This is a genomic window from Streptomyces lycii (assembly GCF_009735685.1).
Classification (GTDB): domain Bacteria; phylum Actinomycetota; class Actinomycetes; order Streptomycetales; family Streptomycetaceae; genus Streptomyces; species Streptomyces lycii.
This window is the reverse complement of record NZ_WHPN01000220.1, coordinates 1-19,692: the sequence shown is the minus strand read 5'-3', so window position 1 is coordinate 19,692 and position 19,692 is coordinate 1. Positions and strand designations below refer to the sequence as shown.

Here is a 19,692-nt window from a genome sequence, read left to right as displayed (position 1 = left end):
CCGGCCGGCGACAGCGGCCGCCTCCCCTCCCCGACCAGGAGAAAGAAGGAATTCATGCACGTCTACGACCTGTTGGTCGTGGGCTCGGCCGGCGCCGACCTGGTGATCGGTGTGGACCGTCGTCCCGCGGCCGGTGAAACCGTCCTGGGCTCCGGCCTGGTCGTGCGGCCGGGCGGCAAAGGGGCCCACCAGGCGGTCGCGGCGGCCCGGCTCGGGGCGCGTACGGCGCTGCTGGCGCGGGTCGGCGGTGACGCGTACGGGCAACTGCTGCTGGCGGAACTGCGCGCGGCGGGTGTCGACACCGTCGGTGTGCTCGTCGGGGACTCACCCACCGGGGTCGCCGTGATCACGGTGGATCCGTCCGGGGCCGGCGGCACCGTCGTCTCGCCGGGCGCCAACGCGCGGCTCTCGCCCGCGGACATCCGGGCCGCCGGAAGCCTGCTGTCCGCGGCCCGGGTGGTCTCGGTGCAGTTGGAGATCCCCATGGCCACCGTCGCGGCGGTCGTCCAGGCGCGCGATCCGGGGACCCGGGTGGTGCTGAACGCGTCGCCGCCCGCCCCGTTGCCCGCCGCCGTCCTCGCCGCGTGCCATCCGCTGGTCGTGGATGAGCGGGAGGCGCGCTCCCTGCTGTCCGGCCATCCCGCCGCGGACTCGGCCGATCCGGCGGTGTGGGCGTCGGCACTGCTCTCCCGGGGGCCGCGCTCGGTGGTGGTGACGCGGGGGTCGGGGGCGCTCGCCGCAGACCACCAGGGCACGGTGCGGGTGCCCGGTCCGCCCGTCGGCGCGGTGGACAGCAGCGGCGCGGGCGACGCGTTCGCCGGGGCGCTCGCGCTGCGGCTCGGCCGCGGCGATTCCCTGGAGGGCGCCGTCCGGTACGCGGTCCGCGTCGGGGCCACCGTCCGCGCCCGGCGCGGGGCCCAGGAGTCGTTCCCCACGGAAGCGGAACTCGTCGCCGCGCCCGACGGCTGACCACCGACGGACCGCGTCCCGCCGGCTGACGGCTGACAGGCGACGGGCGACGGGCGACGGGTGAAGCCCGGCCGCTGACAGCTGGCGAACGGCTGACGGTGACGGCTGACTGACAACTGACAGCTGACGGACGGCTGACGGTACGCAGGGCGCCCGGGCGGACCGTCGGGCTCCCGGCGCGCCGACGGCACGACCGGGAAGCGGGCAGGAGGCACGGGCCGGTGCACCGAAGACGCGTAACGGGCCCGGGAGTTGTACGGAGCAGTGGTACGGGTACGGGGCGAGGTGACGGTCCGGCAGCGGAGGAACGGGCGCGCGCCCCCCGAAGACGAACCGAGGGTGCCCGGTCCGTCGACCGGGCACCCTCGGGTTACCCCCCTCGATCGGGCTCCCCCTCGAATCCCCCCAGATTCCCCCCGGGAAGCCCTGATGCCCAATACGACCGCCGACTGCCGTAAAGGGTTGCACGACTCCCCATAGTTATTCTTCCGTTACCGGACGTGCCCGCCGCCAGGGCCGGTCGTACGGTGGAAAGCATGATGTTCCTCAGCAAAGTGACCCGCCCCGTGGCCCGCGCCGTCGCCAAGAAGACGGGCCTGCCCGTCTCCCAGGTCACCCGCGCCCTCGACGTGGGCCTGCCGATCGCGGCGGCGGCCGTCGCCCGGCGCAAGGCCAGGAAGCACTGACGCAGGACGCCCGGCGGGCACACGAAAGCCCGGAGGCACGGAGACCGGGAGGCGGCGGAGACCGGGAGGCGGCGGAGACGCCGCCCTAGCCGTCGCGCGGCGGCGTGTGCTCCAGCTTCAGCAGCGCCCAGACGGTTTTGCCCACGCCCTCGCGCGCGCGGACGCCCCAGTCGTCGGCCAGGCTCGCGACCAGGGCCAGCCCGCGCCCGCCCTCCGCGTCGCCGGAGGCCTGCGCGGGCACCGGCAGCCTCTCGCTCGCGTCCGAGACCTCCAGCCGCAGCAGCCGCCCGGTGAGGGCGAATCCCGCCTCGACCTGCCGCCCCGCCGGAACCTGCGCGTGCCGTACGGCATTCGTCATCAGCTCGGAGAGCAGCAACTCGGCGACATCCGCCGCCTCCCCCTCGACACCCCACGCCGCGAGGGCGGTGCGCAGGGCGGCCCTGGCGCGCCCGACGCTGCGGGGGTGCCGCGGGAAGCGGTGGTGTTCGACTCCGGCCTCGGCACTTGTCTCCGTCATGCAGGTGGCACCTTTCCGAATCCGGTCGCGCTCTGCGACCGGAACGCTACTTGGTGTACCCAACGTGAGGGCCGAAGATCCCTCTTGGCGCGACTCGTGCATCTGCACGGGCGAACGGCAGCGGCCGCCGGCTGACCGCCACCCCCCTTCAGAGCACCAGCCGGCGGTACCGGTCGACGATCTCCGCCAGCACCTCCGCGCCGTCCCGGGCCCACAGGCCGGGATTGAAGATCTCCACCTCCACCGGCCCGTCCCAGCCCGCCGCCTCGATCTGCTCGCGGAACCACCGGAGGTCGACGCTGCCGTCCCCGAGCTGTCCGCGCCCCAGCAGCACACCCTCCGGCAGCGGGGTGACCCAGTCCGCCAACTGGAAGGCGGCGATACGGCCGGACCGGCCCGCGCGGGCGATCTGGCCGGCCACCGTGTCGTCCCACCACAGGTGGTACGTGTCGACGACGACGCCCACCTGGCCGGCCGGGAAGCGCTCCGCCAGGTCCAGTGCCTGCGCGAGGGTGGAGACCACGCACCGGTCCGCGGCGAACATCGGGTGCAGCGGCTCGACGGCGAGCCGCACCCCGCGCTCTGCCGCGTACGGGCCGAGTTCGGCGAGCGCGTCGGCGATCCGTTCCCGCGCGCCGTGCAGGTCCCGGCTGCCGTCCGGGAGTCCGCCGGAGACGAGGACGAGCGTGTCGGTGCCGAGCGTCGCGGCCTCGTCGACCGCCGCCCGGTTGTCGTCCAGCGCCCGCGCCCGCTCGCCCGGGTCGGTGGCGGTCAGGAACCCGCCGCGGCACAGGCTGGTGACGCCCAGCCCGGCGTCCCGCATCAGCCGGGCCGCGCGCTCCGGGCCGTAACTCTGCACCGGCGCGCGCCACAGGCCGACGTGCCGCAGTCCCGCCTTCGCGCAGCCCTCCGCCAGCTCGGGCAGCGACCACTGCTTGACGGTCTCCTGGTTGAGGCTCAGCCGGGCGATGTCGCCACCGCCCGTCGCACCGCCCGCGGCACTGTCCGTGGCACTGTCCGTGGCACCGCCCGTGCCGCCGGTGCCGCCGGTGCCGCCGTTCCCGAAGCTGTTGCTGTCGCTGCCGCGGCCGGCGCTACCGCTGTTACTGCCGTTACTGCTGTCGCTGCTGTCGCTGCTGTCGCTGCTGTCGTTCACTGGGTTACTCCGTGCAGGGTGAGGAGCTGTTTCATCCGCGTCTCCGCGAGCGCCGGGTCGGGGAACAGGCCAAGTTCGTCGGCCTGTTCGTACGCCAGCGCGAGGTGCGGCAGCGACCGGGCGGACTGGAGGCCGCCGACCATCGTGAAGTGCGACTGGTGGCCGGAGAGCCAGGCGAGGAACACCACGCCGGTCTTGTAGTAGCGGGTCGGCGCGCGGAACAGGTGCCGGGACAGCGCGACCGTCGGGTCCAGCAGTTCGCGGAAGCCGTCCGTGTCACCGGTGTCCAGGATCCGTACCGCCTCGGCGGCGAGCGGGCCCAGCGGGTCGAAGATGCCCAGCAGGGCGTGGCTGAAGCCGCGTTCGTCGCCCCCGATCAGCTCGGGGTAGTGGAAGTCGTCGCCCGTGTAGCAGCGGACACCGTCCGGCAGCCTGCGGCGCAGGGCGACCTCGCGGTCCGCGTCGAGCAGCGACACCTTGATGCCGTCGATCTTGTCCGGGTGGGCGCGGACGACTTCCAGGAAGGTGTCGGTGGCCGCGTCGAGGTCGGCGCTCCCCCAGTAACCCTCCAGCGCCGGGTCGAACATGGGGCCCAGCCAGTGGAGGATCACCGGCTCAGCCGCCTGCCGCAGCAGATGACCGTAGACGCCGAGGTAGTCCTCGGGGCCGCGGGCGGCCGCGGCCAGCGCGCGGGAGGCCATCAGGATCGCCTGCGCGCCCGACTCCTCCACGAGCGCGAGCTGCTCCTCGTACGCGGCGCGCACCTGCGGCAGTCCGGCGCCGGGCGCGGTCAGCTGGTCGGTGCCGACGCCGCACGCGATCCGGCCGCCGGCCGCCCGTGCCTCGGCGGCCGACCGGCGGATCAGCTCGGCCGCGCCGGCCCAGTCCAGGCCCATGCCGCGCTGCGCGGTGTCCATGGCCTCGGCGACACCCAGCCCGTGCGACCACAGGTGCCGCCGGAACGCCAGGGTCGCGTCCCAGTCGACGGCCGCCGGGCCGTCCGGGGTGGTGTCGGCGTACGGATCGGCGACGACGTGCGCGGCGGAGAACACCACGCGCGACGCGAGCGCCGGGCCGCCGGGCGTGAACCGGGCGGGCTCGCGCCGGGGTTCGTGGGACCGCAGGGCGCCGTCCGCGCCGGGAAGCCGGATCACAGCGACAGCTCCGGGACGTCCAGCCGGCGGCCCTCGGCCGACGACCGCAGACCCAGTTCGGCGAGCTGCACGCCGCGCGCGCCCGCCAGGAGGTCCCAGGACCACGGCTCGTCCAGCACCACATGGCGCAGGAACAGCTCCCACTGCGCCTTGAAGCCGTTGTCGAACTCCTCGTTGTCCGGCACCTCCTGCCACTGGTCGCGGAAGGACTCGGTCACCGGGAGGTCCGGGTTCCACACCGGCTTCGGCGTCGCCGACCGGTGCTGCGCGCGGCAGTTGCGCAGCCCCGCCACGGCCGAGCCCTCCGTGCCGTCGACCTGGAACTCGACCAGCTCGTCACGGTTGACGCGGACCGCCCAGGAGGAGTTGATCTGCGCGACGGCGCCGCCCTCCAGCCGGAACACGCCGTACGCCGCGTCGTCGGCCGTCGCCTCGTACGGCTTGCCCTGCTCGTCCCAGCGGCGCGGGATGTGCGTGATCACCTCGGCCTGCACGGTGCGGACGGCGCCGAACAGCTCGTGCAGGACGTACTCCCAGTGCGGGAACATGTCGGAGACGATGCCGCCGCCGTCCTGGGCGCGGTAGTTCCACGAGGGGCGCTGCGCGGTCTGCCAGTCGCCCTCGAAGACCCAGTAGCCGAACTCGCCGCGCACGGACAGGATCTCGCCGAAGAAACCGCCGTCGATCAGCCGCTTCAGCTTGCGCAGCCCCGGCAGGAAGATCTTGTCCTGCACCACGCCGTTCTTGACGCCGGCGGCACGGGCGAGCCGTGCCAGTTCCAGCGCGCCGTCGAGCCCGGTGGCGGTCGGCTTCTCGCAGTAGATGTGCTTGCCCGCCGCGACGGCCTTGGTGACCGCCTCCTCGCGGGCGGAGGTGACCTGGGCGTCGAAGTAGATGTCGATCGACGGGTCGGCGAGGACGCCGTCCAGGTCGGTGGTCCAGTGCTCCAGTCCGTGCCGCTGCGCCAGGTCCCGCAGGGCGTGCTCGCGGCGGCCGACGAGGACCGGCTCGGGCCACAGGACGCCGCCGTCACCGAGGTCGATCCCGCCCTGCTCGCGGATCGCGAGGACCGAGCGCACGAGATGCTGCCGGTGGCCCATCCGGCCGGTCACACCGTTCATGGCGATCCGTACCGTCTTGCGTGTCACTCGGGCTCCCTCTCTCCCGCGCCCCGCCGCACCGGCCCCTCCCGGACCGCACGGCAGCAAGCGCTTTCTTTCTCTTTACGCTAGCCCGGGACGGTCCCCTACGACAAGGTCGCTCCCGGGCATGTTGATGAACGACAAGCGATTTCTTCAACGCGCCTCGACGGCCGTCAGCGCCAGAGCGAGCGGTCCGGGCACCAGGAACAGCAGCGGCGGCAGCATCCAGCCGCACACCGCGGCCGTCGCCAGCGCGAGCAGCACCAGGCCGCTGCCGGGGAGATCGGCCGCGGACCGGACGGCCGCCGACCGGACCGCCCGCCGCCAGCCACGGCGCACGCTCCGGGGGTCCGGGCCGCCCGTCCCGGGGTCCGGACCGCCCGTGTCCCGGCCGTCCCCGTCCCGGTAGCCCGTCCGCCGCCCGCCCGCGTCCCGGCCGCCCGAAGTCCCGGCGCCCGGAACGCCCGTTCCCGGAGCCTCCCGCGCGGCGGTTCCGGAAGCTTCCCCGGCTGTTCCCGAACACTCCCGCCCGGCCGTTCCCGGGGACGGCCGCGCTCCCGGCGGCCGCCGCGCCTCGCCCGGCAGCGCGCAGGCGCGCAGCGCCACCACCGCGCCGCACCCGGCGAGCAGCGCCAGGACGCCCGCGAACAGCGGAGCCCCCGGCAGTCCGGCCGCGGCCAGCAGCAGGTCGGCGAGCACCAGCAGCGCGGCACCGGCGCACACGGCGCCCGCCGCCAGCTCGCGCCCCGGCGCGTCCCGCAGCCGCGCGCCGAACACCGCCAGGAAGCGCCCCGCCGTCACCGGCTCGTCGTACAGCAGCCGGCGGCGCAGCAGCGCGCAGCCGGTCGCGAGCGCGGCCGGGGCGGTCAGCAGCGGCAGACAGCCCAGCGAGATCACGAGGCCCAGCACGAGCACGTCGGCGAAGAGTTCGAAGCGCGGTCCGAACAGTTCGCCGGGCTCGCGGGTCGCGCCGGAGAGCCCGGACGAGGCACCCGTCCCGCCGGAGCGGTCCGGGGACTCCGGCCGTACGCCGGGGCGCGGATTCCGGGACGCCGCGGTCATGCGCGCCGCACCTCCTGTCCCCTCATGGCCGGCCCTCCCCCTCCGTGCCGGCTCCTTCTGCTTCCGCCGCCCCCCTGCTTGCGGGCATCCGTCCGCCTGCGGGCATCCGACGGTGCGGGCTGTCCCTTCATGCCGCTACCCCTTGATGCCGGAGTTGGCCATGCCCTCGACCAGGAAGCGCTGGAAGGCGAGGAAGAACAGCACGATGGGCAGCAGCGCGAACACCGACATGGCGAACATCGGTCCGAACGCCGACTGGCTGGACGCGTCCACGAAGGACCGCAGGGCCAGCGTCAGCGTGAACTTCTGCGGCTCGAACAGATAGATCAGCTGGGTGAAGAAGTCGTTCCAGGTCCAGATGAAGGTGAAGATCGCGGTGGTGATCAGCGCGGGCCGGGTCAGCGGCAGCACCACCCGCAGGAAGCTGCGGAACGGCCCGCAGCCGTCGATCCGCGCGGCCTCCTCCAGCTCCCGCGGCAGCCCGCGCATGAACTGCACGATCAGGAAGACGAAGAAGGCGTCGGTGGCGAGGAACTTGGGCAGCACCATCGGCCAGTAGGTGTTCACCATGCCCAGCTGGTTGAACACGATGTACTGCGGGATCAGCACCGCGTGGTGCGGCAGCATGATGGTGGCGATCATGAACGCGAAGAGCGGGCCGCGCATCCGGAACCGCAGCCGCGCGAAGGCGTACGCGGCCAGCGAGCAGCTGAGGACGTTGCCGAGCACCGCGCCGCCCGACACGAGCAGCGAGTTGCCCAGCAACTGCCACACGGACACGCCCTCCAGCCCCTCCATGGCCGTCGTGTAGTTGGACCACTCCAGCCGGCCGGGCAGCAGCCGCAGCGAGGCCACCACCTCGTCGGCCGGTTTGAAGGACGTCGCGACCAGCCACGCCAGCGGATAGAGCATCACCAGCAGAGCGGCGGCACAGCCGGCGTGCAGGGCGACGCGGCCCCACTGCACGGGCGGGCGGCGGCCCGGCGCGGCGGACGCCGGGCCGGGTGCCGGGGCGGGCGTCGCGGGGACGGTTCGGGTGCTGCTCATCGGTCCTCCTCGGCCGCGTAGAAGACCCAGGACCGGGAGGTGCGGAAGAGCACCGCGGTGACCGCGGCGACCGCCAGCAGCAGCACCCAGGCCATGGCGGAGGCATAGCCCATGTGGGAGGCGGTGAAGCCCCGGTCGTAGAGGTACAGGGTGTAGAAGAGCGTCGAGTCCGCCGGGCCGCCGCGGCCGCCGCTGACGGCGAACGCCGGGGTGAAGACCTGGAACGCCTGGATGGTCTGGAGCACCAGGTTGAAGAACAGCACCGGCGACAGCATGGGCAGCGTGACGGACACGAACTGCCGCCACCGGCCCGCCCCGTCCACCGACGCCGCCTCGTACAGCTCGGTGGGGATCTGCTGGAGTCCGGCCAGGAAGATGACCATCGGGGCGCCGAACTGCCACACGGTCAGCAGGGCCACCGCGAGCAGCGCCCAGCCCGGCTGGTTGACCCAGCCGCCGATGTCGAGGCCGGCCCGGGAGAGCAGGTCGTCGACGGTTCCGCCGTCGTTGAAGAGCGCCCGCCAGACGAGGGCGATGCTCATGGACGCGCCGAGCAGCGACGGGGCGTAGAAGGCCGAGCGGTAGAAGCCCTTGCCGCGCCGTACGGACTTCAGCGCGAGCGCGACGGCCAGCGCCAGGGCGAGCTGGAGCGGCACGGCGATCACGACGTACAGCAGGGTGGTGGTGACCGAGCGCCAGTAGCGGGGGTCCTCGGTGAACATCTGCGTGTAGTTGCGCAGCCCGACGAAGGACGGCGGCTCGAACATGTCGTAGTCCGTGAAGGACAGGTAGAGCGACACCGCCATCGGCAGCAGGGTGAGCACGGCCGCGCCGAGCACCCACGGGGAGAGGAAGACCCAGGCGGCGCCCTCGCGTTCGCGCCGCGGCCGCCGCTTCGCCCGGCCGCCGGGCGCCCGCGGGCCGTCCCTCAGCCGTGCCGGTCGGGCCGGTGTCCGCGTCGTGATGCTCATGGCCGCAGCTCCGCCTTCGCCTCGGTGATGAATTCCGCCGCGGCCTCCCGGGGGGTCTTCCGCCCGAAGGAGACCTGGTCGTAGTCGCGCTGGAAGGTGGTCTGGAGGGCGTTGTCGCCCTTGGGCGGGGCGGGCGGCGGGGGCTTCAGCCGGTCCTCCAGGCTCCGGTGGTGGGCGGCGATGACCCGGTCGAAGCCGGTCAGCTCCGGTTCGAGCCGCTCCCGGAGCCGGTCGTTGACGGGCAGCCCGCGGCCCGCGCCGAGGATCTCCACCGCGTCCGGGTCGTTGACGATGAAGTCGATGAGCGCCGCGGCCTCCTCGGGGTGCGCGGTGGCGGCGCTGACCCCGGCGAACATCGACGGCTTGAAGTACTGGCCGGGCGTGCCGTCCTCGCCGGTGGGCATCGGGGCGAGCGCGGTGCTCCCGGGACCGCCGAGGATCGCCTCGTAACCGCTGGCCGGGGCGTCCCAGTTGATGTCGGACACGGCCTGCTGCCGGCCCAGCGGGGTGTTCTCCACCGAGCCGTCGAGCTGGGTGGTCTGCCGGGCCTCGCTCACCGCGCCCCGTTTCCGCAGCCCGTCGCACCAGGCCCACCACCGGGTCAGGTCGTCCTCGGTGAAGCCGAGCTTGCCGTCGCGGGTGTAGAGCGCCTTGCCCTGGCCGCGCAGCCACATCTCGAACGCGTCCTCGCTCTGCCCCGGGTCGAGGCCGCCGACCCGGGTGCCACCGGCGCCGCCCTCGCCGCCCGCGGGAATGTCCGCGGCGGACAGCTCCGCCATCGCGGCACCCCACTCCTCCCACGTCCAGTCCGCGCGCGGCAGCTCGACCCCGGAGGCACGCCAGGCCCCGGTGTCGTACACGACGGCCTGCGTGCCCCGGCCGAGCGGTACGGCGTACTGCGTGCCGTCGACCGCGCCCGTCGCCAGCAGCCCCTTGTCGATGCCACCGGTGCGCACCGCGTCGCGGGCGCCGAGGTCGAGCAGCACCCCGGCCGTCGCGTACTGGTTGATCTGCCGGTAGTCGAGCTGCATCACGTCCGGCGCGTCACCGCCCGCGGCCTGCGTCGCCAGCTTCTGCTTGTACGTCTCGTAACCGGCGAAGGACGTCTGCACCTCGACGCCGGGATGGCGCTTCTCGAACAGCTCGACGGCCCGCTCCGTGCGCTCCGCCCGGTCGGGGTTGCCCCACCAGCTGAACCGCAGCACGGCCTTGCCGCCGCTGCCGTCGGCGTTCGCGCCGCCGCCGCAGCCGGTCACGGCCGCGCAGAGGACGAGTGCGGCGGTGGCAGCGCGGACGCCGCGGCCGCGCGGGCGGGCTCCGGCGCGTGCGCGGCCTGTGCGGCCTGTGCGGCCCGAGCGGGGTGCGCGGATCCCGCCGTCCGCCGAGTGTCCGGCGTGAAAGCCGTGCCCGCCGTGTCCCGGGTGCCCGCCGTGTCCCGGGTGCCCGCCGTGTCCCGGGTGCCCGCCGTCGTCGCGTACGCGGCCTGTGCGGCCCGAGCGCGGTGCGCGGGTCCCGCCGTCTTTGGTGCGTCCGCCGTCTCCGGCGCGTCCGCCGTCTCCCGGGTGTCCGCCGTCTCCGGGGTGTCCGCCGTCTCCGGGGTGTCCGCCGTCTCCGGGCATGCCGAACCGGCCTCCTTCGGTGTACGGATGTGTCGGCTGTGTGTCAGCTGTGTCGGCTGTGTCGGCTGTGTTCAGCTGCGTCGGCCAGGGGGCGGACGCGTCACTCGCCGTAGTACGGGAGCGTGACGCCCGGGAGTTCGTACTCGTCGCGCCGTCCGCACATCCCGTAGCCGCCGCGGCGGGTCGGGACGGCGGTACGGACCTCGGCCCGGGCCAGATGCTCCGGGTCGCCCGCGGTGAGCGCGGCGAGGCGCTCCCCGGTGCGCTCCGCGGCGGCGAGGGCCCCGGCGCGCCAGCGTTCGGCCCAGTCCGCGACCTTGGGGCGGACCAGCCGGGCCGCGGTCCGCTGGAAGGACAGCAGCGGTTCGGCGTCGCCCTGCTCCAGCGCGTCACGCAGGGTGAGGTAGCCCTCGACGGCGAGGTCGCGGCGGCGCCGGGCGGCGGCCTCCCGCTCCGGGCCCTCGGGGAGCGCGGCGGCGGCCGCGTACCGCTCCGGGTCGGCCAGCACCCCGGGCGGGAAGGTGAACACCGCGTCCCCGGCCTCGGGCAGCCCGCTGTTCTCCATCAGCACGGTGACCCGCAGCCCGCCGCGCTGCACCATGCGGTGCACGGTGCCCGGGGTGAACCAGACGACGGTGCCCGGCTCCAGTTCCGTCTCCGCGCAGCCCCGCGGGGTCAGGGTCTGCACGGCGCCCCGGCCGCCGGTGACGACGTACGCCTCCGTGCAGGCCAGGTGCAGATGCGGGCTGCCGCCGCACACCCCGTCGGCGGCCCGCCAGTCGTACGCGCTGATGTGCGACATGCCGACGGCGCCGGGCAGCGGCGCGGTGAGCGGCTCCATCGCGCTCACCAGCCGTGCGTCTTGAGGTACGACTCGACCCGGTCGCCGTCCCAGGCGCCGTCGGCGACCACCACCCGGTAGCGGTACGCGAAACTCTCCCCCGGCGGCAGCGTGAACTCCTCGAAGAACGCCCAGGAGAAGGCGACGGTCGGGGTCGGCTCCGAGCGCACGAACCAGTGCGAGGCGTGAATGGCCTCCTCGTTCTCGGGCGCGTGGACGAACAGCAGGGTGCTGCGCGCGTCGATGTCGTCGTGCCGGCCGGTGAACGCCAGCCACGGCGCCTGCGTGCCCATCATGGCCGCGGCACCGCTCTCGCCCTCGCCGCCGCGGCCGTCCGGGCCGAGGACGTCGCCGCCGGTGAAGTCGCGCGGCCCGCGCCAGTGCAGCCCCGTGTAGCCCGCCATCTCACGGCCCGCGGTGGTCGGCGAGCCGAAGTCGAGCGGTTCGGAGCGGACGTTGGTGAGGTGGATCGACCAGTCCAGGGCCCAGGCGCCCTCGTCGGGCTCGGCCGAGTGCACCTCCACGGTGCGCCGCTCCCGGGCCCACGCGTCGCCGTTGTTGGCCACCCAGGTCAGGGCCTCGGTGAAGGAGAACCGGTCGTCGGACACGTCGAGCGCGTCGAAGCCGTCGTGCCGCATGGAGCCGACCCGCTCGGGGATCGGCCGGTAACCCTCGCCGTGGATGTAGGAGTTGCCGCCCCAGAAGTTCTGGTGCGAGAGGTGGCTCGCGGTCATCTGGAGACCCTTGTGCCAGCGGTGGTCGTGCGGGCGGTAGCCGCTGACGGTGCTGCCGGTCAGGGTCCGCAGCGGATGCGCGTACGGCTTGCGCGACTCGAACGCCTCGGGGTCGGGCCGGTAGACGTACGCCATCAGCTCGGTTCCGTCGCAGCCGACGGTGATCCGGTCGCCGTGGGTGTGGGTGACGGTGAGGGGCGCGGTCATCGGTGCTCCTTCGCGGTGGCCTGGTGGGGCAGCCCGGCCTGCGGCGGGGCCCAGTCGGGGTGGTCTCCGTGCATGGCGGCGTAGTACGGGTCGCCGGGGCCGATCTCGCCGGCGCGCACCGGGCGGCCCGTGAACGCGGCCTTGTAGAGCGCCGCCACGAACTCCAGGGTGCGCCGCGCCTCCTTGCCCCCGCCGGGCGGCCGGACGCCCGCCCGCAGCGCCTCCAGGAAGCCGGTGAGCTGGGCGGCGTGCGAGCTGGGGAGGTCGGGGCCGGGTGCCTGCCAGCTGTGCGCCCGGCCGGTGCTGTGCGGAGCGGGGGTGTAGACCCAGTCCTCGTTGGAGTGGCCGTAGAGGTGGGTGAGTTCGACGGTGGCGTCGGCGCAGTCGACGCGGATGCGGCTGACCTCGTCCGGCGAGAGCACGCTGTTGACGACGGTGGCCAGCGCGCCGCTCGCGAACCGGACCAGGGCGGTGGAGACGTCCTCGCTCTGCACGTCGTGCACCAGCCGGCCGGCCATCGCGCGGACCTCGGTCCAGTCGCCGAGCAGGTGCAGCAGCAGGTCCATCTGGTGGATGCCGTGGCCCATGGTGGGGCCGCCGCCCTCGGTCGACCACTTGCCGCGCCAGGGCACGGAGTAGTAAGCGGTATCCCGATACCAGGTGGTCTGGCAGTGCGCGACCAGCGGTGCGCCCAGCCGGCCGGACTCCAGGAGCTGCCGGGCGTGCACCGCGCCGGAGCCGTAGCGGTGCTGGAAGACGACGGAGGCGTACGGCCCGCCGTCCCGCTCCGCCGCCGCGATCGCGTCGTACTCGGCGAGCGAGAGGCACAGCGGCTTCTCGCAGAGCACGGAGGCGCCGGACCGCAGCGCGGCGATCGTCTGCTCGGCGTGGAAAGCGGGCGGCGAGCCGATGAGTACCAGGTCGGGACGGGCTTCTTCGAGCATCGCGGCGAGGTCGGTGTATCCGGCGACCGACTCCCCCGCCTCCTTGCGGAAGGTGTCGAGCCGCTCCTCGTCCACGTCCGCGGCCGCGACCAGCTCGACCTGTCCGGGGTGCGCCCGCAGAGCGGGCAGATGGCTGCCGGTGACGATGGCTCCGGTGCCGACGACGGCGGCGCGGAGTGGCGGGGGGCTGGCTGCGACCATGGAGGTATGCTCCTCGAACAGCGGGGGAAAGCGCTTGCCTCAAAGCGACCCTAGGTGCGGTCCGAATGTATGGACAAGAGGCCGTGCGGAATCAACTTTCCGAGTGAGAACATGGTGCGGGGGCCCGGCGAGCGGTCCTCGCCCGGCGGCTCTCGGTGACTCGGAGGATCAGATGGCAGTGACCCTGGCGGATGTGGCGGCGCACGCCAAAGTCTCCTCGGCCACGGTCTCCCGCGTGCTCAGCGGCAACTACCCGGTCTCCGAGGCCACCCGCACCCGTGTGCTGCGCGCCGTCGACGAGCTGGACTACGTCCTCAACGGGCCCGCCAGCGCGCTCGCCGCGGCCTCCTCGGATCTGGTCGGCATCCTCGTCAACGACATCGCCGACCCGTTCTTCGGCATCATCGCCGGCGCCGTGCAGTCCGAGACGGGCGGCACCGCGGGCGACGAGAAGCTGTCCGTCGTCTGCAACACCGGGGGCTCGGCCGAGCGGGAACTCACCTATCTCACCCTGCTCCAGCGGCAGCGGGCCGCCGCCGTGGTCCTCACCGGCGGCGCCACCGAGGGGACGGCCGGGCACGCCGACGCCGTCGCCGCCAAGCTGGCGCGGCTCGCCGCCGCGGGCACCCGGGTCGTGCTCTGCGGGCGTCCGCCGCTGCCCGTGCCGCCCGAGGCGGCCGGCGGTGAGCCGCCGGCCGCCACGCTCACCTTCGACAACCGGGGCGGGGCGCAGCGGCTCACCGAGCATCTGCTCTCCCTCGGGCACCGGCGGATCGGCTACGTCACGGGGCCGCCGGACCGGACCACCACGCGGCACCGGCTGGAAGGACACCGGGCCGCGCTGGCGGCGGCGGGGCTGGCGGAGCCCGGGGCCGGGTCGGGGTCGGGTTCCGGTTCGCCGGGTTCCGGTTCGGGTTCCGGCGGGCTCGGGCGGCTCACCGTGCACGGGACGTTCGACCGGTCCTCCGGGTACGACGCGACGCTGGAGCTGCTGCGGCGGGAGCCGGGGCTGACAGCCGTCGTCGCCGCCAACGACACGATCGCCCTCGGGGCCTGTGCGGCGCTGCGCGACCAGGGGCTGCGCATCCCGCAGGACGTGTCCGTGGCCGGGTTCGACGACCTGCCGTTCAGCGTGGACGCGGTGCCCGCGCTGACGACCGTACGGCTGCCGCTGCACGCGGCTGGCGCCCGGGCGGGGCGGATCGCGATGGGGCGCGAGGCGGTGCCGCCGGGCGGGGTGGCGACGGTCCGGGCGGACCTGATGGCACGGGCTTCGACGGCTCCGCCTCCGGGGCGGTGAGGGGCCGGGTGCGCTGCGGGTCCGGGTGAGCCGGGTCCCGGGTGCGCTGCGGGTCCGGGCGAGCCGGGGCCCGGGGTGGGCCGGGCCCAGGTGCACTGCGGTGCCGGGTGAGCCGGGTCCCAGGTGCGCTGCGGTGCCGGGGGCGGGCCCTCCGGGAGGGGGGTCCTCCACCGCATATTTACGGCCGCCTGAACCAGTGGCGTTGCCAGGGCGCCCCTTTCCGCGGCCACAAATACACGTAAGCGTGGAGGACCCCCCTCCCTGCGGACCCACCCCCTCCCGTCGTCGCACGGCTGCGGGCCCGTCACGGCGGTGCTTCCGCCCGGCGCAAGTCACTCCTTTGGCCAGGGGACGGGTGTGGAGCGGAGCCCGGGAGGGCATTCGTCGGCTTGACGCTGTCCGCCGGCTTTTTGGAGTTCCCGTGCAACTCGCCTTCTCGACCCTCGGTGTGCCGGGCATGCCCATTCCGGACGTGGTGCGCCTCGCCGCCGATCACGGCTTCCACGGCGTCGAGCTGCGGGCGCACCCGGAGGAGCCCGTGCACCCGGGGGTGGACGTGGCCGTACGGGCCGACACCAGGGCGCGGTTCCGGGACGCCGGCGTGCAGATCCTCACCGCCGCCGGCTACACCCGGGTCGCGGCGCCCGGTGACGACGAGGAGGTCGTCGCCGAACTCCACGCGCTGCTGACCCTCGCGCACGACCTCGGTGCCCCGTACGCCCGGGTGTTCCCCGGCGGCGGCAGCCAGTTCCCCGAGGAGGCCGACGCGGTCGCCGCCCGGCGTCTCGCCGCCGCGGCCCCGGTCGCGGCCGACCTCGGCGTCACGCTGCTGCTGGAGACGCACGACTCGCACAGCCGGGGCGCGGACGCGGCCCGGGTCCTCGGCCTGGTGGGCCATCTGTCCGTGGGCGCCATCTGGGACGTGATGCACCCGTGGCGGGACGGCGAGGAACCGGCCGATTCGTACGCCGTCCTCGACCCGCATCTGGGCTATGTCCAGGTGAAGGACATCGCCTCGGCCGAGGACACCACCCCGCTGCCGCTCGGCGCGGGCGCGCTGCCGCTCGCCGAGTGCGTGGAACTGCTCAGCCGCGCGGGCTGGGACGGCTGGCTGTGCTGGGAGTACGAGAAGCGCTGGTACCCGCAGGTGCCGGAGCTTCCGGAGCTGCTGAAGCCTGCCCACGACCATCTGTTGGGGCTGCTGACCCAGTCGGCCTGACGGCTGCCGGTCTGCACCGGCGGGCTGCGCCCGTACACCGCCGGGCCCGCTCCCGGGTGAACCGGGAGCGGGACTCGGCCGGTCGAGGGTCAGCGCTCCGAGGCGTACGCCACGAAGTGCGCCCAGGCGACGGACGTGACGGCGAGCCGGGGCCCCTCCGCGTTCTTGGAGTCACGCACGTGCACCGTGCCGGGGGCAGTCGCGACCTCGATACAGTCGTTGCCGTTGCTGCTGTCGCTGTAGCTGCTCTTGTACCACTCCAGCGCGGAACCGCATCCAGCAGAGGTCTTGCGGATCATGTCTCTCCCAGCACTTGCTCGATGAAGGCCAGCGACTCCCGCGGGGTGAGAGCCTGCGACCGAATGATGCCGTATCTGAGTTCGAGGAGTCGAAGCTGTTTCGGCTCGGAAACAGGACGCCCAGCGAACTCGTCGTCAGTGCGCCCCACAGCAGAACCGTCCTCGAACTTCAGCACCTGGATCCGGCCGCCGGTTCCCGGGTGGTCCCCCCGGGATGTTGGCATGACTTGGATCTCGACGTTCCGCAACCGGCTCAATTCGAGAAGGCGTTCAAGCTGCCGACGCAGCACCATTGTCCCCCCGATCGGCCGACGCAGCGTCACCTCTTCCTGCACGAAACTGAGCTCGGGTGCAGGCAAACGCTCGTAGATGGACCGCCGGGCCATACGGGCGGCGAGCATTCGCTCCAGCTCGTCCGGCGAGTACGCGGGCCGTCGAGTCTCCAGCAGCGCAGAGGCATACTCCTCCGTCTGCAACAGACCGTGCAGATTGTGATTGCCGTACGACAACAGCTCAACCGCCCTGGCCTCCAGCCGGGCCAGGTCCCGGACCTTCTTCGGATACCGGACCTCCGCCACATCCCGCTTCATCGCCTTGATGAGCCCGCCGGCCCGCAGCACCTCGTCCGCCCTGTCCAGGTACTCCGCGCGCGGAATCCGCTTGCCCGCCTCGACCTTGTAGACCAGGTCCTCGCCGTAGCCGATCGCCGTCCCGAACTCCGCCGCGCGCATCCCCGCCGCCTCGCGGCGCAGCTTCAGCTGCCGTCCCACGGTGGCGACGACGGCCGCGCCCGACTCGTCCTCGGGGTCGACCTCCCAGCCGGGCTCGTCCGTACCCGCCGCAACGGCCACACCGTCCGCACCGCCCCCGCCGTCCGGGCCCCTTCCGGGCTCCACCCCGTCGGCCGCCGTCACCTTCGCCGTCCGCACCCGCATTCCGAACCCCCTCCGCCGTACCGGCGTGTCACCTCGCTGGGACGCCTCGTCGTACAGCGGGCCCGCTCCCGCTCCGGACAGTCCCGACAGCGCCGGACAAGCACCGGACAGTCACCGTACGCAACCGCGTCATCACTGGTCAGCGTAGGCACGCAGCCGCCACGCTGTGGGGCGTGAGCCAGAAAACCACCCAAGTCGGTGCCCCCGTCCGCCCCTTCACCGTGCTGCTCTCCCCCACCCGGCGCGGCGCCCGTCTCGCCCGGCTGCTCGCCGCCGCGCAGTTGCGCGAGTGGGGCGTCCCGGAGGACGTCGTCGAACGCGCGGAGCACGTGGTCGCCGAACTCGCGGCGAACGCCGCCGTGCACGGCCGGGTGCCCGGGCGTGACTTCCGTCTGCGGCTCGCCCTCACCACGGCGGCCGGGCACGGAGGTGTGCTCCGGGCCGAGGTCGCCGACGCCCGGCACGACCGTTTCCCGGGCAACCACCCGGACGGCCCGCCGCCCGGCGGCGAGTCGGGCCGGGGTCTGCTGCTGGTCGAGGCGCTGGCCGACCGCTGGGGCGTGACACCGGGCCCGCTCCCCCGCAAAACGGTCTGGGCGGAGTTCGGCCTCGCCGCGCCCCCTGCCGGGGCCCGCTGATGCGGACGGCTGCCGTCGGCGGGGCAACGGTGCCGCTCCCGCGGAAATTCCGGAGCGGCGATCTCCGCCGCGACCATTGACCGGCGATAACTTTCCGGCTATCCGTTGCTTCTTGGAAGTTTCCTTCAATCCCCCGACAGCAGGGAAGTTGGCGCCGCCCGTACCCGTTCCGCCGGGATTCCGTGCCTGCCAGCTCTCCTCCGTACGGAAGGAGTGCCCGTGCATCACCCCACGTCCCGCCGCACCCTGCTCACCGCCACCGCGGCGGCCGTCGCGGTCGCCGCGACAGGTGCCGGCGAGGCCCGCGCGGCCGAGTCCGCCCGGCATCCGGGCCGGGAGAGACTGCGCAGACTCATCGGACGGATGAGCCTCGAGGAGAAGGTCGGCCAGCTGTTCGTGATGCGGGTCTACGGGCATTCCGCCACCGACCCGGACCCGGGTGACGTCGCCTCCAACCAGGAGGAGATCGGCGTCTCCAACGCCGCCGAGCTGATCGCGGAGTACCACGTCGGCGGCATCATCTACTTCGCCTGGGCGCACAACACCCGCGACCCGCACCAGATCGCCGACCTCTCCAACGGCATCCAGAAGGCCGGGCTCGCCCAGTCCACGCCCGTGCCGCTGATGATCTCCACCGACCAGGAGCACGGCATCGTCGCCCGGGTCGGCGCGCCCGCGACGCTGATGCCGGGCGCGATGGCCCTCGGGGCGCACGGCTCGCGCGGTGACGCCCGTACGGCAGCGCGGATCGCGGGCGGCGAGCTGGCCGCCATGGGCATCCGGCAGACCTACGCCCCGGTCGCCGACGTCAACGTCAACCCGGCCAACCCGGTCATCGGCGTCCGTTCCTTCGGCTCCGACCCCGAGGCCGTCGCCCGGCTGGTCGCCGCCCAGGTCCAGGGCTACCAGGGCGCGGGCATCGCCACCGCCGCGAAGCACTTCCCGGGCCACGGCGACACCGATGTCGACAGCCACTACGGCATCCCGAAGATCACCCACACCGAGGAGGAGTGGGAGCGGCTGGACGCGCCGCCGTTCCGGGCCGCCATCGCCGCCGGGATCGACTCGGTCATGACGGGGCATCTGCTCTTCCCCGCGCTCGACCCGTCCGACGATCCGGCGACCCTGTCGAAGCCGATCCTCACCGGCATCCTCCGGGAACGCCTCGGCTACGAGGGCGTCGTGGTCACCGACTCGCTCGGGATGGCCGGGGTGCGGCAGAAGTACGGCGACGACCGGGTGCCGGTGCTGGCCCTCGCGGCGGGCGTCGACCAGCTGCTCAACCCGCCGGACCTGCCCACCGCCTGGAACGCCGTGCTGGACGCCGTCCGGGACGGCGAGCTGACGGAGGCGCGGATCGAGGAGTCCGTGCTGCGCGTGCTGGAGCTGAAGGCCCGGCGCGGGCTGTTCAAGGAGCCGTTCGTCAGCCACCAGGGCGTCGAGCGCACCGTAGGCACCCAGGCCCATCTGGTGGCCGCCGACCGGATCGCCGGGCGCACCACCACACTGCTGGTCAACGAGGAGCGGGACGGGCGGCCCACGTTGCCGCTGAGCCGCCGCGGCGGGCGCGACGTGCTCGTCGTCGGCGTCGACCCGGCGGCGCCCTCGGGCACCGGCGGCCCGCCGACGAAGGTGCTGGCGGAGGCGCTGACGGAGCAGGGCTTCACGGCCGAGGCGCTGTCCACGGGCACGGCGGGCTCGCCGCACCCGTCACCGGAGACGATCGCGTCGGCCGTCGCCGCGGCGAGCGGCAGGGACGCGGTGGTCGTGGCCACGTACAACGTCACCGCCGGGTCCTCGCAGCGCGACCTGGTGACGGCGCTGGCCGCGACGGGGGTGCCGGTGGTGCACGTCGCCATCCGCAACCCGTACGACATCGCGCATCTGGACGGGGTCGCGGCCTCGCTGGCGACGTACTCCTGGACGGACGTGGAGATCCGGGCGGCGGCCCGGGTCGTCGCGGGCCGCACCGAACCGACGGGCCGGCTGCCCGTCCCGGTGCCGAGCGCGGACGACCCGGCGGAGCAGCTCTACCCGGTCGGGTACGGGCT

The 19,692-nt window shown here is 73.8% G+C and carries 19 protein-coding genes; 6 read left to right on the top strand and 13 right to left on the bottom strand.

From position 1 onward, the window contains the following. Nucleotides 1–54 precede the first annotated feature (54 nt). Nucleotides 55–969, top strand: a complete 915-nt coding sequence (locus tag GCU69_RS08990) for a ribokinase (protein ID WP_156205601.1) — start codon at nt 55–57, stop codon at nt 967–969. A 536-nt stretch (nt 970–1,505) separates the two neighbouring features. Then, the gene (locus GCU69_RS08985) at nt 1,506–1,655 is read left to right on the top strand and encodes a hypothetical protein (protein WP_156205600.1); all 150 of its coding nucleotides are present in this window, start codon (nt 1,506–1,508) and stop codon (nt 1,653–1,655) included. Between the two features lie 85 nt (nt 1,656–1,740). Here the strand turns inward: GCU69_RS08985 and GCU69_RS08980 are convergent, their stop codons facing one another. The 11 genes from GCU69_RS08980 to GCU69_RS08930 all read right to left on the bottom strand — a co-directional run bounded on the left by GCU69_RS08980 (nt 1,741) and on the right by GCU69_RS08930 (nt 13,250). After that, complete coding sequence (locus tag GCU69_RS08980; RefSeq protein WP_098751981.1) at nt 1,741–2,172, bottom strand: ATP-binding protein; 432 nt, start codon at nt 2,170–2,172, stop codon at nt 1,741–1,743. 148 nt (nt 2,173–2,320) lie between these two features. Then, nucleotides 2,321–3,142, bottom strand: a complete 822-nt coding sequence (locus tag GCU69_RS08975) for a sugar phosphate isomerase/epimerase family protein (RefSeq protein WP_098751988.1) — start codon at nt 3,140–3,142, stop codon at nt 2,321–2,323. Between the two features lie 182 nt (nt 3,143–3,324). Continuing rightward, the gene (locus GCU69_RS08970) at nt 3,325–4,482 is read right to left on the bottom strand and encodes a dihydrodipicolinate synthase family protein (protein ID WP_156205599.1); all 1,158 of its coding nucleotides are present in this window, start codon (nt 4,480–4,482) and stop codon (nt 3,325–3,327) included. Next, nucleotides 4,479–5,630: a Gfo/Idh/MocA family protein gene (locus GCU69_RS08965; protein ID WP_156205598.1), complete on the bottom strand. Its 1,152-nt coding sequence runs from the start codon at nt 5,628–5,630 to the stop codon at nt 4,479–4,481. Before GCU69_RS08965 ends, GCU69_RS08970 begins: the two co-directional genes overlap by 4 nt. 147 nt (nt 5,631–5,777) lie before the next feature. Then, complete coding sequence (locus GCU69_RS08960) at nt 5,778–6,686, bottom strand: hypothetical protein (protein WP_156205597.1); 909 nt, start codon at nt 6,684–6,686, stop codon at nt 5,778–5,780. 135 nt (nt 6,687–6,821) lie between these two features. Further along, the gene (locus GCU69_RS08955; RefSeq protein WP_408055782.1) at nt 6,822–7,598 is read right to left on the bottom strand and encodes a carbohydrate ABC transporter permease; all 777 of its coding nucleotides are present in this window, start codon (nt 7,596–7,598) and stop codon (nt 6,822–6,824) included. 131 nt (nt 7,599–7,729) lie between these two features. After that, complete coding sequence (locus tag GCU69_RS08950; protein WP_156205595.1) at nt 7,730–8,704, bottom strand: carbohydrate ABC transporter permease; 975 nt, start codon at nt 8,702–8,704, stop codon at nt 7,730–7,732. Next, nucleotides 8,701–9,960, bottom strand: a complete 1,260-nt coding sequence (locus GCU69_RS08945; RefSeq protein WP_235978341.1) for an ABC transporter substrate-binding protein — start codon at nt 9,958–9,960, stop codon at nt 8,701–8,703. Before GCU69_RS08945 ends, GCU69_RS08950 begins: the two co-directional genes overlap by 4 nt. A gap of 463 nt (nt 9,961–10,423) precedes the next feature. Next, complete coding sequence (locus GCU69_RS08940; RefSeq protein ID WP_156205608.1) at nt 10,424–11,164, bottom strand: cupin domain-containing protein; 741 nt, start codon at nt 11,162–11,164, stop codon at nt 10,424–10,426. 5 nt (nt 11,165–11,169) lie between these two features. Next, nucleotides 11,170–12,105 (bottom strand): DUF6807 domain-containing protein, encoded by a 936-nt coding sequence (locus GCU69_RS08935; protein ID WP_156205593.1) that lies wholly within the window; start codon nt 12,103–12,105, stop codon nt 11,170–11,172. Further along, nucleotides 12,102–13,250: a Gfo/Idh/MocA family protein gene (locus tag GCU69_RS08930; protein ID WP_156205592.1), complete on the bottom strand. Its 1,149-nt coding sequence runs from the start codon at nt 13,248–13,250 to the stop codon at nt 12,102–12,104. The genes GCU69_RS08935 and GCU69_RS08930 overlap by 4 nt, the downstream gene beginning before the upstream one ends. Before the next feature lie 172 nt (nt 13,251–13,422). Here GCU69_RS08930 and GCU69_RS08925 point away from each other — a divergent pair, with 172 nt between their 5' ends. Both GCU69_RS08925 and GCU69_RS08920 read left to right on the top strand, forming a co-directional pair. Then, complete coding sequence (locus tag GCU69_RS08925; protein ID WP_156205591.1) at nt 13,423–14,550, top strand: LacI family DNA-binding transcriptional regulator; 1,128 nt, start codon at nt 13,423–13,425, stop codon at nt 14,548–14,550. A gap of 421 nt (nt 14,551–14,971) precedes the next feature. After that, entirely contained in the window at nt 14,972–15,769 is a 798-nt protein-coding gene (locus GCU69_RS08920) for a sugar phosphate isomerase/epimerase family protein (protein ID WP_098751989.1), read from the top strand. A gap of 89 nt (nt 15,770–15,858) precedes the next feature. Here the strand turns inward: GCU69_RS08920 and GCU69_RS08915 are convergent, their stop codons facing one another. After that, nucleotides 15,859–16,068 carry a DUF397 domain-containing protein gene (locus GCU69_RS08915; protein ID WP_156205590.1) on the bottom strand — a complete coding sequence of 70 codons (210 nt, stop codon included), beginning with the start codon at nt 16,066–16,068 and terminating at the stop codon, nt 15,859–15,861. Further along, complete coding sequence (locus tag GCU69_RS08910; RefSeq protein ID WP_156205589.1) at nt 16,065–17,003, bottom strand: helix-turn-helix domain-containing protein; 939 nt, start codon at nt 17,001–17,003, stop codon at nt 16,065–16,067. Before GCU69_RS08910 ends, GCU69_RS08915 begins: the two co-directional genes overlap by 4 nt. A 173-nt stretch (nt 17,004–17,176) precedes the next feature. On the opposite strand from GCU69_RS08910, the gene GCU69_RS08905 reads away from it, so the two are divergent. Together GCU69_RS08905 and GCU69_RS08900 are read left to right on the top strand one after the other, a co-directional pair. Continuing rightward, nucleotides 17,177–17,641 carry an ATP-binding protein gene (locus GCU69_RS08905; RefSeq protein WP_156205588.1) on the top strand — a complete coding sequence of 155 codons (465 nt, stop codon included), beginning with the start codon at nt 17,177–17,179 and terminating at the stop codon, nt 17,639–17,641. Nucleotides 17,642–17,860: 219 nt separating this feature from the next. Further along, nucleotides 17,861–19,692: glycoside hydrolase family 3 protein (locus GCU69_RS08900; protein WP_156205587.1), on the top strand; the 1,832-nt coding region annotated here is incomplete at its 3' end.

Coding starts and splice junctions, on each gene's coding strand:
- GCU69_RS08990 (WP_156205601.1), top strand. CDS start 55: ATGCACGTCTACGACCTGTTGGTCGTGGGCTCGGCCGGCGCCGACCTG.
- GCU69_RS08985 (WP_156205600.1), top strand. CDS start 1,506: ATGATGTTCCTCAGCAAAGTGACCCGCCCCGTGGCCCGCGCCGTCGCC.
- GCU69_RS08980 (WP_098751981.1), bottom strand. CDS start 2,172: ATGACGGAGACAAGTGCCGAGGCCGGAGTCGAACACCACCGCTTCCCG.
- GCU69_RS08960 (WP_156205597.1), bottom strand. CDS start 6,686: ATGACCGCGGCGTCCCGGAATCCGCGCCCCGGCGTACGGCCGGAGTCC.
- GCU69_RS08955 (WP_408055782.1), bottom strand. CDS start 7,598: ATGCTCTATCCGCTGGCGTGGCTGGTCGCGACGTCCTTCAAACCGGCC.
- GCU69_RS08950 (WP_156205595.1), bottom strand. CDS start 8,704: ATGAGCATCACGACGCGGACACCGGCCCGACCGGCACGGCTGAGGGAC.
- GCU69_RS08940 (WP_156205608.1), bottom strand. CDS start 11,164: ATGGAGCCGCTCACCGCGCCGCTGCCCGGCGCCGTCGGCATGTCGCAC.
- GCU69_RS08935 (WP_156205593.1), bottom strand. CDS start 12,105: ATGACCGCGCCCCTCACCGTCACCCACACCCACGGCGACCGGATCACC.
- GCU69_RS08930 (WP_156205592.1), bottom strand. CDS start 13,250: ATGGTCGCAGCCAGCCCCCCGCCACTCCGCGCCGCCGTCGTCGGCACC.
- GCU69_RS08925 (WP_156205591.1), top strand. CDS start 13,423: ATGGCAGTGACCCTGGCGGATGTGGCGGCGCACGCCAAAGTCTCCTCG.
- GCU69_RS08915 (WP_156205590.1), bottom strand. CDS start 16,068: ATGATCCGCAAGACCTCTGCTGGATGCGGTTCCGCGCTGGAGTGGTAC.
- GCU69_RS08910 (WP_156205589.1), bottom strand. CDS start 17,003: ATGCGGGTGCGGACGGCGAAGGTGACGGCGGCCGACGGGGTGGAGCCC.